This is a genomic window from Clostridium puniceum (assembly GCF_002006345.1).
GTDB lineage: Bacteria > Bacillota > Clostridia > Clostridiales > Clostridiaceae > Clostridium > Clostridium puniceum.
Genome location: NZ_LZZM01000179.1, coordinates 37,156 through 50,161, shown reverse-complemented (window position 1 = coordinate 50,161; position 13,006 = coordinate 37,156). Strand labels below are relative to the sequence as shown.

Genomic DNA, 13,006 nt, shown 5'->3' with positions numbered 1-13,006 from the left:
ACCTCCAAGAATTCATAATGCTTAACGAAACTCGGTTAAACATTATAATTCTAACAATTATTTTAGAATATTATTTTGTAATTTTTATTTTAGGAAGCATTAAGTCATAGTTACTATAACCATCTTTAACTAACCCAGGTATTCTAGCATTAGATGCACTTAATGTTTGTTTATATACTGTAAGCAACACTGGTGGATCATTAGTAAATTCTTTATATAACTCCTTATAAATAGCTTTTCTTTGTTCTAAATCAATTGTACTTATTCCATCACCAATTAGTTTATCTACTTTTGAGTTTGAGTAATGAGAATAATTTTGCGGATAATTACTTGAAAATTCTGAAACAGCATCATGAGGATCAGTTAAAAGTGAAGTTGAAAAAGCAGCCAAATCATAATCACCCTTTGTAAATTTTGATATTTCAGTATCAAAATCTATCATCTCTGCAGTAAAATCAATACCTAATTCCTTATAATTCTCCTTAGCTATAGATATAAAGACATCATCACCTTTTCTAGTTAAATAATTTAATTTAAGTTTAACCCCATTCTTTTCTCTAATCCCATCAGAGCCAACTTTCCACCCTGCATCATCAAGAAGCTTTTTAGCTTTTTCAGGCTCAAAACCATATTTTATAATACCATCTTCAGTATAAGCCCAAGAAAGAGGTGAATTGGGAACATCTGCAACTTTAGCATGACCTTGGTACTGGATATCAACAAGCTTTTGCCTATCTAACCCATAATAAAGAGCTTGTCTTACTGCAGTTTCCTTTAAAGTAGGTTTTTCGTTATTAAAATAGATTAATCCAAAATTATTTGCCAATGAAATTTGTATATCTGCAAACCCAAGGTCTTTTAATGCTTGTAAATTATCTTCAGTTAAAGGAACACCTACAGTATCTGTTTCACCAGTTTGGAATAATTGTAGTGCTGTATCTACTGAACTAACCTTGTATATAAGATTTTCAACGCTTGGCTTTCCATCATAATAGTTTTCATTAGCTATATAATCAATCTCTTGACCTGGTACATATTTTGAAAATTTGTATGGACCTGCACCCATTGGAGCTGGATATAAGTCTTTTAAGTAATCAAGTTTTCCTTTTTTATAGTCTTTCCCATAGTATTCTTTAGATATTACTGGGCCACCTAAGTTCAATAAATTCTGAGCATTAACTTTTTCAGTTGTAATTTCTATTGTTAAAGCATCTATTACCTTTATTCCAGAAATTGAATCAGTATTTCCCTTTTTATAATCCTCTACTCCTTTTATAAAATATGTTGATATATCCACAGATCCTGCATATGCCGGATCTGCTAGTAATGTAAGAGTAAATGCAATATCATTAGCTGTTACAGACGTACCATTACTAAATTTTAAATCCTTTTTTAAATGGTAAGTATAAACTAAGTTATCTGACGATATTTCCCACTTTTCAGCCAAATCTGCTTTTGGCTTTCCTTCGCTGTCAAGAACAACAAGGGACGCAAATATTGGTCCCGTAGCATTCCCATCGTATCCATTTTCATAAAAATAAGGTAAAAACACACCTCCTGGGGCTGATGCTAATCCAGCAACAAAGGTATCGGTTCTTTCCTTTGCTTTTTGTGGATTTTTAGAAATATCTGTTGCTTTAATTAGCTGTACATTATTATCTACTTTTGTTGGTGTTGTTGCTGTCGCTTTATCCGAACCTCCATTTTTTCCGCATCCAGATAAAACCATAGCTGTTATTACTGTTAAAACAATACCTCTAATAAGCTTTTTGTTCATTTATACATCTCCTATCAAATTGCTCATATTTATTTTATATATATGATTTCTTTCAAATTTTATTTGTAAAATTAATTCTAATGGTTAAATAAGTCTTGATTCTTTTGAATAATGCTCCTACCCCATTACTCGGAATATAGTATAACTACTCCGAGCCTTCTTAGGATTATAAAGCGTTTCGCCTGTTGGATAAATAGTTTGATGTTCCATAATAATTTCCTCCTTAAATTATCTTCATGATTTTTTCTACATTATTAATAATTTTTATGTACTATTTATTTGCTTCTTTTAAAATTTTATACAATCCTGCTTCAAAATAGTATTTTTAGTAATACAAAAAGATCGCAAAAATTCTTCAGACAACAAACTTTCAAAAAGCTATGTTCTCTAAAATTTTTGCGATCTCTAGTTTTCTAGTCAATCACCTAATTATTCTTCAAACGATTTTTAATAATTTTAAAAATCATACTATTTTTATATGATTACTTGTTTATAAAAAGTATATATTACCACTCAATATTTGTCAATAAGACTTTGTATGATTCTTACTCAAAATACTAATGGACTAACTGGTGACAATAGAACAATTACTTTATTAGAAAATATACAAATATTTAGTAGGCAGTAATTCGCAATTTTCCAAATGTGAACTACTTAAATTCTTTTTCATACGACTTCCCTTAAAAAATGTTATATTATAAACCACTAAAATCCTATTTAAATACTTTAGCTCCAAACCATTCTTTCTTGCAATTTTCTTAAAATTTTATAAAAGTAGTTAATTTTATTGACTTTATACTAATTTCAACTTATAATTTTTATAACACAACCGTATTAAATAGACTTTCTATGTTTGATCTACATAACAGATTCTATACTTTTAAATAGCTTAAATTTGCTCTAATTGTTAGTTTCCATTATAAAATATATATAACAAAAATTTTTCTTGATAAAGCTTAACTATATATTGAAAGTTTTACTTAGAAAACATGAAAAATAATATAAATTGTATAACATATTTAAATACTTGAAAGGAGATATTTGTTATGTTAGCAGCTTTAATTATAGTATGTGAAGTTGGATTTTGGATTTTAGTACTTTTGGGATTAATTATTCGTTATGTTTTTAGAAGAAAGAAGCTTGGTTCTTTACTACTTTTACTAACCCCAGTAATTGATGTGTTATTATTAATTACAACAGTTATAGATTTGCGTAATGGGGTTATAGCGACTCCTTTTCATGGACTTGCTGCTATTTATATAGGAATTTCCCTGTCATTCGGAAATAAAATGATACGTTGGGCAGATGAAAGATTTGCATATGGTTTTGCTAACGGAACACCACCTATTAAACCTCCCAAGCATGGAATAGAACATGCACTTTATGAGCGCAAAAATTGGTATACTCATTTACTTGCTTGGATTATTGGAAGTGTATTATTATATGGAATGATATTATTTGTAGGTAATAGTAATAAAACAACTAACTTACTTCAAACTATTCAAATGTGGGGAATCATACTTTCTATAGATTTTCTATATAGTTTCAGTTATACCCTGTGGCCTCGTAAATAATAAAATATTAAAAAGAGTTGGAGGAAATAAAAATGCCTAAACTTGTTGATCATAACAATCAAAAAGAAATTATCGCAAAAGCTGCCTGGAGAGTAATACAAAATGATGGGATACAAAATGCAACTGTTAGAAAAATAGCACAAGAAGCAGGATTATCATCAGGTGCGCTGAGACACTATTTTAATAGTCAACCTCAATTATTAGAATTTGCAATGAAAATGGTAGTTGAACGTGTTGAACAGAGGTTTATAAATCTAAATATGCTAACGGATACGCTGACATTAGCTTATGCAAAAGAAATACTACTAAATCTAATTCCGGTAGATGATGAGCGCATGTTGGAAATGGAAGTTTGGCTTTCCTTATCTGTTAAATCTTTAAATGAGCCATCACTAAAGAAAATCAGCAATGATACACATGATTTAATTTTTAAAACTATTTTTAATATGCTTCTCCAACTAAATGACGCACATTTAGTAAAACCAAATCTCAATTTAGAACTGGAAGCCCAATATTTACATATACTCATTGATGGCTTGTCACTTCAGCGGATTAACTGTCCATATAAAATTACTATTGAGCAAGTCAATTTTATAGTCGAGCATCACCTTAGCAGCCTATCATTTTTTTCCAGCAACACTATACTTTAACTAAAAATATATTAATTGATTTGAGTACAAAAACTCTGAGATAAAGTTGAACATAATAAAATAGAAATGGGAGGGGAGATGCATACCTAAAATATCAATTAGTCAAAGACTTAAATTATCAACAAAGCTTTTGCCATATAATAAAAATGTTGCTCGAAAATATAATATATTTAGAATGGAGTTGATATATCTATGATAAATTCAATAAATACTTCCAAATCAATCCAAAACAGCACACCTTGGCATGCACAAATACCTAAATCTGCGGAAGGTAAATTTTTTGAACCTGGTTACGTAGATATTCTTGAAATAAGTAAAGAAGGTCGGCAATTAGCAGTTGGTGTCATTGAGCATGAGCCTGCAAAATATTTTGGAACCATTGAAATCAATGATTCTTTAAATAAATTGTTAGATGGAAAGGATTCTAAGGTAAGCAAAGCCGTCTATACCACCATCTCCTCTAATTTTCTTCCTGATGGCACTATATCTGATAATGAAGAACGTACTGCTCTATTAGAAGCCGGGCTCTCCCAAGCACAATATATATCAGATAATTATATGACAAAAGATGAAGCCACTGAATTTATGGCACCAATGAATAAAATCGCTGCTATTGCAAAAACAAGAACAGTTGACCCTAAAACAGGAAATGCTACCTATGTCACACCTCCTGAAAAACCAAAAGGAGCACCAGAAGACTATGTTAATACAAGCGAGTTAATAAAAAGATTTGAACCGGATACTTATAAAAAACTAAATGAATCAATTACTACCGGTGGAGATTGGATTGACATTCTAACAAGCTTTGTTAAAAAATCACCTCATCATAAAGATTGGATAAATACCTACATAGAGGAAACAGCTAAACTTGAAAAAGATTTACAAAATACAATAATAGATAACCACTTTACAGGAACAGATACCTCTAGCTTGTCTTCTTTTGCAAAATCAATGCAGAAGAAAATTCAAAATACCTCTTTTGAGAATAAAGACTTCTTGACAAGAAATATGGATTATTTTATTCATATGCTAAATAAATAAATCTACCTCAAGAACTTGTAATCATAATCATCTGCAAATAATTTATATGTAGAAATCTAATTGCAACATATGTAATAATAGAACTAAAGTTTTTTTGTCTTACAAAATGCTCTATTTTTTATTATAATTAAATTTAATAATTATTTTTAGATGCTTTACTTTTTACAATATATTTTGTTATTATATATCCAATCACACCAAATGTTACGTAAATTAAAACATATATTAATGCTGAATCATTTAAATAAACCATCGTTAATATTATAAAGTTCAGTATAGATACACCTAGTGATAAAAATACATTAATATTGCTTATAGCGCATATAATTCCTTGCATTAAAAATAGTAAAGGGAATAATAAAATTAGTGATAGAATAAATATTCCTTTAAAATCAATAGCATTAAAATTAAGCATATTTGAAAATGAAGTTATTGTTATTATAGTCATGGATAATGTAGGAAACAACATGGTAAGTACTTTTCTTTTTTCCATAAAATTACCTTCCTTTTCAACAAATCACTTTTTCTAATTAGATTATATGGAATTTTTATTTATATATATTCATCAATTTCTTTACAGATTTATCCATATTATTTTCTTCTTTATTATCACTTGAAGATTGAATTGTTTCATTTTTTTCTTTATGGCTTGTAGCTTCTTTTTCATTATTTGCAACATTTTTTATCTCTTTGTCTTTATCAACTTGTTCATCCTTATTTGTGGAATATTTTATGGTATCATTGATTTCTTTTGATTTCTTTTGTATTTTTACTTCCAATTCTTCTAATTTACTTGAAATTTTATCTATTCGACTAATCTTATACTTTGATAAATTATCATTTAAGTCAGTTTCAACTCTAGCAGTTCTTAATTCATTTTCTAAATTAACTTTAACAGTATGCATTTTTTTTAGTTGAGAAACTCCAGAATAAGCTGTTAAGATAGTATGAAACTTTTCATTATCCAAATTTTTACCATCTGACTTCTTTTCTTTATCATCATTTTTTAATTTTTCTTCATTAGCTTTTTCTTTATCTTCTTTATGTGTGATTTTTTCCATCTTTTGCTTATTAATTTGTGAATCTAAATCACTAATTTGTTTTTGCAAATCATCTATAAACATTTGTTTAGATTTATCATCCATTTTACTTTCTTTAATATTTTCAATTTGATCTGAAATATTTTGTTTTTGTTTCTCTAAGGCTTGGATAATTTTATCTTCATTAGTAAGAGTAACTTTTATACTATTACCCAAGTTACTTTTACTGCTTTTTTTATTTTGTTGATTTTGGGAATTGTATCTATACCCATTATCTATAGGTATAGATACATTGCTTTTAATAGATGTTATGCACATCATTTATTCACCTCCAAAGATACTTCAAATAATATTTGTATGTATAACTCTACATATATTTAATTTTAAATAATCATATTAAATTTTAGTATCTATTCAATTAACGGTAAAATTTAAAATGGTCGCTAGATCATAACAAGCTTGATTTTTAGGTAAAAATATTTTTGATTTTTATTCTTCCCTCATACTTTTTAGGAAAAAATCTAGACACAAATAAAACTAATAGTAATATAAAAATGGAAGCAACAATATTTTAAGATCACCTTGAAGATACGAACTAAACACTGTTGTTAACATAATTACCATTCATAAATTATATCTCTTTTACATTACATTCATAATCTTATCCATTCATAAAATTGACATTTATAAATAGATATTTTTCAACACACTTGTGCTAAATAGAAATTAACACATTTTCTCTTTTTAGTCAAGTATTATATAAATATTATGTCAAATCCAAAAAAGCAACATATTATATTTTTTAATGTTAAATCCAATCTTTTTTAGAAAACGACTGACAGCCTTTAGTTAAATAAAATACAAATGTAAAAAAAGTAATTAAAAAAAATGAGTTCCATTCTACTCTTGGGGATAAGTTAATTCCTTGAGGAAACATTGCATAATACGCACTTGAATATGGAATCCAGGCTCCAATATATGAGTGAAAACCAGTAATTACAATATTGGGTATAACCATAGATATATTTAATATTAATGCTCTAGAAAAGCTTTCAAATTTAGTTGATAACCATAGTTGCAATGAAGCAAGTGGGAATATAGCAAAATATCCAGCAACGACTCCAAAAACTACTGTCTTCCATGAAATTACACCAGCTAATTGTATTTTATATCTTGAATAACCTGTAATAATATAGCCAAGTAGAAATGATAATTGCACAATTAATAAAATAATCATAATAACTATAAATTTCGAAAAATAAATAGTTAATCGTGAATAAGGCAGAGTTAAAATCTGTTTCCATCCACGATTTTTATGTTCATAGGAACATATTAATGAAGCAAAGATACCAGCAAGCAACGGAAAGAAAAATATTGCATGTAGCTCCACCTCTTGAAAATATAAAGTATTCCAATCAGGTATAAATATTTCCTTATACTCATTCACAGCATTAATTGCCAGTATAGAACTAACTAAAACATCTATAAAAATAAGTAAAAGAACAGATTTCCATTGAATTTTAATTAACTCCGTTTTTATTAACTTTATCATAAAGAATCCTCCTATTTAAATTCACTTTTTTCGAACATTACAGAACTAATACCTAGAAACAAAACTCCAATTATAATTGATAATATAATCCATAGTTTATAATTATCAAAAAAAGGAGTAGCTAAGCTTGGATAAGACCAAGGCAACCAATGCAGATATTCTATTTGGCTTTGTGCTAAAGATAAACTCGAAGCTCCTCCTATAACTCCTATTGTTAAAGGAATTGCCTGGTTTGAAATACGTATAGATATCCATAATTGAATTGTTAATACAGCAACTGACGCTAAAAGACAGCCCATAACTTGTTTTATTAAAAATAAAAATGGCAGTGGCTGAGAAGTATATATTATCCAAAGTATAGATAATCCAATAATAATTAAGGCACAAGTCTCAAGCATAAATAAACATATCCAGATTAGTTTACATATATAAATTTTTGACTGCCTTAATGGTAATGAAAATATAACCTTCCACGCCCTTGCTTCATGCTCAGTCTCTGCTATAATGCTTGTAAGCATTGCAATCGTCAAAAGCATTATAAAAGGCAGAAGCAAATAAAGTGCATTAAAAATACCATAGATTCCTACAGTTGTTTTCCTAAAATAGGCATACCATTCAACACAAGTAAATAAAATCAGTATTACAGAGCTTATTAAAGGAATAAAATAGCATATCTTTTTGAGTTTCATTTTTTCTGAAATAAATATTTTATGAATCATAAGCTTTCACTGCTCCCTACAAGTTCTAAGAATATATCTTCTAAAGACTTAGGATTATTACTTATATGCTTCAATTTATCCATAGAACCTTGGAATATTAATTTCCCTTCATTTATTATTCCAACATTATCAGCAACTGCTTCTATTTCACTTAATATATGACTAGAGATTAAGACCGTCATTCCATGATTTTTTGACAAATCAATAATTAATTTCCTAATTTCTTGTATACCAAATGGATCTAATCCATTTGTAGGCTCATCTAAAATGAGAATTTCTGGGTTTCTAATTAAAGCTAGAGCTATTCCTAGACGCTGCTTCATCCCTAGTGAATAACTTTTTACAGGCTTATTAGCATATTGGGTCAAACGAACTTTTTCCAATACTTCACTAATTTTTTTATCTGGTATATCCAAAAGCTCTGCAATAATTTTTAAATTCTTGTATCCAGATAAATGACCATAATATGCTGGCGCTTCTACCAAAGCACCTACCCTTCTTAAAATATAACGTCTATGGTCTAAAATAGATTTATTAAATATTTTTATATTTCCTTCATCTGATTTAATAAGATTTAAGAGCAATCTCATTGTTGTAGTTTTCCCAGCACCATTTGATCCTAAAAAACCGTAAATTTCACCTTTAGGCACTTTTAAATTTATATGATCTACAGAAATAAACTCCCCAAAACTTTTAGTTAAATTTTCGGTTTCAATTATATAATTACACATTTTTACTCACCTCTCTATTTGTTTACATAACAGAGTATATATTATTAAAATTATTACAAAGTAAACAAAAGTAAAAAGTAAGTAAAAATTTGTTTTTAAAAAACAAAAAAACCAGCTTAAGCTGGTAGTCTAATAGTCACACAAGTACCTTTATTTATTTTGCTTTCTACATCTATAATGCCATCATGTGCTTCAATAAATTGTTTTGACAAAGCCATCCCGAGACCTGACCCATCTGAAGGACTATCCGTAGATATACCTCTAAAATATTTCACAAACATATTCTTTAACGTTTCTTCATCCATACCTTTTCCATTATCTTTTATTTGAATATAAAAATAATTATCTCTTTTATCTAAAGTAACTTGAATTTTTGTTTCACTAATGTTATGAAGTACTGCATTCATTATTATATTTTGCAAGCTTCTACCGATTAGCTGAGTATCTATTATTAAAATATCATCATTCAAATTACTTTCAAATGAAAAAGAATAATCTTTTGAAATTGGATTATTCGCTAAATCAATTACTATCTGCTTAACAAATAAGTTAATATTTATGGCATCTTTTTTAAGTAAAAGATCCCCATCATAAAATTTTAGCGATGTACTTAAATCATTAATCAAGGTTTCCATATGAACAGCCTTCTCTTCTATTTTTTTAGCAAAAGTTTTAATTTCTTCACTATTCCATTGATACTTCTGCACAGTAATCATGGATGAATACCCTCTGATATATGATAATGGTGTTTTTAGATCATGAGTAATACCAGCAGTCCACTGCCTACGATTTTCCTCTAACAATTTATGCTGTTTTTCATTTTCCAATAATATTTCAGTCAAATTATCCATTTGAAAAATTAATTCTTTATATAAGATATAAGACCATTTATTAAGTTTAAATGAGCTTTTAATTTTAAATAGTTGAGTTTTATCTTCATGCTTATAACTTCCATCTGATAATAACCTCAACCACCTAAGTATGTTATTAATAGGCTTTGCTATAAAACTAATGAAGAAATAGATAAAAATTATGCTTAATAGAATAAACGTATATACCTGAAACCTCCTTACCTTAATACTTATAAAACTTGGCAAGCTATATTTTAATAAAATAAAAATTATATTAATAAAAATAAAAATAATAGTAGAACAAAATATCAATACAAGAAGTAATAATAGAATTCTTACCGCAATATTATAAAAAATTTTCATAATAAACTGCTCCTTAAATTAATGAGGTACAAATTTATAGCCTAATCCTCTAGAATTAATTATATATTTAGAATCTTTCTCTATCTTTTTTCTAATCTTTGAAATATACATAACCACAGTTTTTTCATCACTAATAACATTTTGTCCCCATACATTCTCATATAACTGGCCAATTGTAAATATTTGATTGGGATGTTCTATAAAAAATAATAAAAGATTAAATTCTAATGCAGTACATTTTTCACTTTCACCATTTACTATAAGTTCACAAGCCTTCTTATTAATTCTAAAGTCTTTAAATTCGAAACTATTATTTTCACGATCATTTTTATATAACCTGCATCGGTGTAATTGAGCTTTAACCCTAGCAACTACTTCTAATACATTAAATGGTTTAGTAATATAATCGTCGCCACCCATACTAAATCCCATTAATTTATCATAATCACCTGTTCTAGAAGTAAGAAAAAGAATAGGAACATTTGTTAACTTACGTATTTTTATACAAAGATCAAAGCCACTTATATCCGGAAGCATAACATCAATAATTATTAAATCTGGTTCTTTGTTTTCTATAATTTCAATTGCTTCTGTACCATTTACAGCTTTCTGTATATCTCGAAAACCTTCCTTTTCCAATACTAATTGGAGCATTTCTAATAATCCAATTTCATCATCTATTAAAAGAATAGATTCATTCATTTAACCACTTCCTAATTCTGCCAGAATAATAATCGAATTATGTCTCAAATATTTAGATACAATCAATCTATATGACTTATTAACTTCCCAACTTCATGTAGTTTAAAAAGTTATTCACAATTATTTTTTTGTACTTCAATATCATTTATATTTATCTCTGGATGATGATATCTCCCTTTTATATGAGACTTTGTTCTTCGGATCTGAATTGATCTACATGGACAGTAGTTAATACATGCAAAACAATATATGCATGAAATATCATCTCTCCAATATGGTTTATTATTTCTTATTGAAATTTTGTTTGATAAGCATATTTTAGAGCATATTCCACATTCTGAACAATTTGAATCAACATAAAATTTTTTTTCTGTGTTAAAATAGCTTGTTTTACTAATGATAGTTGATAATAATGGAAAAATTATATTTCTTCTTAACCATGCTTTATTAGTATCATTTTCTTCATATTTTTTATTATTAACAATTATGTCCTTTATCATTTCTAATTTTTCAATTGCTTTAGTATTAAGATTATCAATACTAACTTTATTTGGTGTTTCTACAATATGAGTAAAGTTATTTGGCATATCAACAAAAAAGCTCGAATTTAGAGCCTTTCCTTTTCCCTTAAGTATTTTATTTATATCTAAGAAAACATTACAAGGAGAGCCTCCTCGTGTAGCCACTGCAAAAACATATGATGCTGACTCCAAATTCAATGCCTCTAAGAATTTTTTTACAGGTATAGGTAATGTAAATGCATGTATTGGAAATACAAAACCGACAAAGTCTCCTTCACTTTTGATTTCATGTAAATCTAATATAGTATTAATTGAAATCAATGTTGATTGAGGAAGTCTTTTCTGTAATTCTTTTGCAACATAAAGTGAATTTCCAGTACCTGAAAAATAAAATATTTGTGTTTTTATCATGTCATCACATCCTCTTATTGTGAATAAATATTTTAAGCATTTTATTTAATACAATTGTATCAAATAAAATTATAAATAAATACATGCCAAATGTCAATACAATAACTTTTAATAATATTTAAGATTTTCTTATTTGGAATTAAATACATATGCTATAGCTAGCACTGTCAATTCGTAAATTTAAGAATTTGTGTTAAATTAAAAGGTAAAGTATAAAGATGCTTTATAATAGTGAAAAAAGTTTATAAATCCTAATAAATATGATAAACCTTAATTCCACTTTAATTTTTATACTCTAATACGATTAGCTAGATGCTAAAAAGAAAGACTAAATTAATAGCCTCTCTTTTTTTATTCATATCTTTTTTGATGTAAATTATTCTCTTATTAATATGTTTAGCAACTTTACATCAGTTAGTGCTTCTATTCCATATTGAATATCAGCTTCCAATGCAAATATATCACCATCATTTATTACTGCTTCATCATCTTCATTGTAAACAACTTTAGCTTTTCCTTCTATTACTATAAACAAGGATTCCATTTCGTAATATTCCTTATCAATAGTTTCCCCTTTTGCAAATGAAAAGAATCTTACTTCATGTTTTTCATTATCTACTAAAGCCTTACTTGCTATTTTATTTCCTGAATGACTTATCATATCTTTCATTTTTATTGGTTCAAATGGTTTTATATTTCTTAAATACTTCATATGCTCACCCCTCTTTTACTACTATTAAAAGCATCTTCATATCTTCTTTTGCTGTTACTTGATGCTGAATATTTGCTGGCATAACTATGACTTGACCTTTATGAGCTTCCATTACTTCATCGCCTATTTTTACTGTTGCTACTCCTTCATGAATATAAATCATAGCATCACCTTTAGCCGCATGAGGTCCAACTCCTTCACCTTTTCCAAATGCTAATGCAGTAAGCCCGACACCTTTCTTTTGAGCCATTGTAACAGTTTCAATTTGACCTTCTCTGCAACTTACTAAGCTATCAAAATCTATTGCCTTTGATTTTTCTATGTTTTTAATTAATTCTTCCATCTTTACATTCTCCTTCTCA

At 27.8% G+C, this 13,006-nt stretch carries 14 protein-coding genes; 3 read left to right on the top strand and 11 right to left on the bottom strand.

Going from position 1 to position 13,006, the window contains the following annotated elements:
- Positions 1-70: 70 nt before the first annotated feature.
- Positions 71-1,777 carry an ABC transporter substrate-binding protein gene (locus tag CLPUN_RS14855; protein ID WP_077848034.1) on the bottom strand — a complete coding sequence of 569 codons (1,707 nt, stop codon included), beginning with the start codon at positions 1,775-1,777 and terminating at the stop codon, positions 71-73.
- Between the two features lie 1,046 nt (positions 1,778-2,823).
- Between CLPUN_RS14855 and CLPUN_RS14850 the strand changes: the two genes are divergently transcribed.
- The 3 genes from CLPUN_RS14850 to CLPUN_RS14840 all read left to right on the top strand — a co-directional run bounded on the left by CLPUN_RS14850 (position 2,824) and on the right by CLPUN_RS14840 (position 5,042).
- Complete coding sequence (locus tag CLPUN_RS14850) at positions 2,824-3,351, top strand: hypothetical protein (RefSeq protein WP_077848033.1); 528 nt, start codon at positions 2,824-2,826, stop codon at positions 3,349-3,351.
- Positions 3,352-3,383: 32 nt separating this feature from the next.
- The gene (locus CLPUN_RS14845) at positions 3,384-4,001 is read left to right on the top strand and encodes a TetR/AcrR family transcriptional regulator (protein ID WP_077848032.1); all 618 of its coding nucleotides are present in this window, start codon (positions 3,384-3,386) and stop codon (positions 3,999-4,001) included.
- A 192-nt stretch (positions 4,002-4,193) separates the two neighbouring features.
- Complete coding sequence (locus CLPUN_RS14840; RefSeq protein ID WP_077848031.1) at positions 4,194-5,042, top strand: hypothetical protein; 849 nt, start codon at positions 4,194-4,196, stop codon at positions 5,040-5,042.
- A 133-nt stretch (positions 5,043-5,175) separates the two neighbouring features.
- Here CLPUN_RS14840 and CLPUN_RS14835 read toward each other — a convergent pair whose 3' ends face one another.
- The 10 genes from CLPUN_RS14835 to CLPUN_RS14790 all read right to left on the bottom strand — a co-directional run bounded on the left by CLPUN_RS14835 (position 5,176) and on the right by CLPUN_RS14790 (position 12,987).
- Complete coding sequence (locus tag CLPUN_RS14835) at positions 5,176-5,535, bottom strand: hypothetical protein (protein WP_077848030.1); 360 nt, start codon at positions 5,533-5,535, stop codon at positions 5,176-5,178.
- A 55-nt stretch (positions 5,536-5,590) separates the two neighbouring features.
- Complete coding sequence (locus tag CLPUN_RS14830) at positions 5,591-6,403, bottom strand: FlxA-like family protein (protein ID WP_077848029.1); 813 nt, start codon at positions 6,401-6,403, stop codon at positions 5,591-5,593.
- Positions 6,404-6,890: 487 nt separating this feature from the next.
- A complete protein-coding gene (locus CLPUN_RS14825) occupies positions 6,891-7,634 on the bottom strand; it encodes an ABC transporter permease (RefSeq protein ID WP_077848028.1) in 744 nt (247 codons plus the stop codon).
- 11 nt (positions 7,635-7,645) lie between these two features.
- Positions 7,646-8,353: an ABC transporter permease gene (locus CLPUN_RS14820; protein ID WP_077848027.1), complete on the bottom strand. Its 708-nt coding sequence runs from the start codon at positions 8,351-8,353 to the stop codon at positions 7,646-7,648.
- Positions 8,350-9,084, bottom strand: coding sequence for an ABC transporter ATP-binding protein (locus CLPUN_RS14815; protein WP_077848026.1), 735 nt, complete (start codon positions 9,082-9,084; stop codon positions 8,350-8,352). The genes CLPUN_RS14820 and CLPUN_RS14815 overlap by 4 nt, the downstream gene beginning before the upstream one ends.
- Before the next feature lie 116 nt (positions 9,085-9,200).
- Positions 9,201-10,055, bottom strand: a complete 855-nt coding sequence (locus CLPUN_RS14810) for a sensor histidine kinase (RefSeq protein WP_158078780.1) — start codon at positions 10,053-10,055, stop codon at positions 9,201-9,203.
- 261 nt (positions 10,056-10,316) lie between these two features.
- The gene (locus CLPUN_RS14805; protein WP_077848024.1) at positions 10,317-11,000 is read right to left on the bottom strand and encodes a response regulator transcription factor; all 684 of its coding nucleotides are present in this window, start codon (positions 10,998-11,000) and stop codon (positions 10,317-10,319) included.
- A gap of 110 nt (positions 11,001-11,110) precedes the next feature.
- Positions 11,111-11,932: an EFR1 family ferrodoxin gene (locus CLPUN_RS14800; RefSeq protein WP_077848023.1), complete on the bottom strand. Its 822-nt coding sequence runs from the start codon at positions 11,930-11,932 to the stop codon at positions 11,111-11,113.
- Between the two features lie 376 nt (positions 11,933-12,308).
- A complete protein-coding gene (locus CLPUN_RS14795; RefSeq protein WP_077848022.1) occupies positions 12,309-12,644 on the bottom strand; it encodes a cyclic nucleotide-binding domain-containing protein in 336 nt (111 codons plus the stop codon).
- A gap of 4 nt (positions 12,645-12,648) precedes the next feature.
- Positions 12,649-12,987 carry a cupin domain-containing protein gene (locus CLPUN_RS14790; protein WP_077848021.1) on the bottom strand — a complete coding sequence of 113 codons (339 nt, stop codon included), beginning with the start codon at positions 12,985-12,987 and terminating at the stop codon, positions 12,649-12,651.
- Between the last annotated feature and the right edge of the window lie 19 nt (positions 12,988-13,006).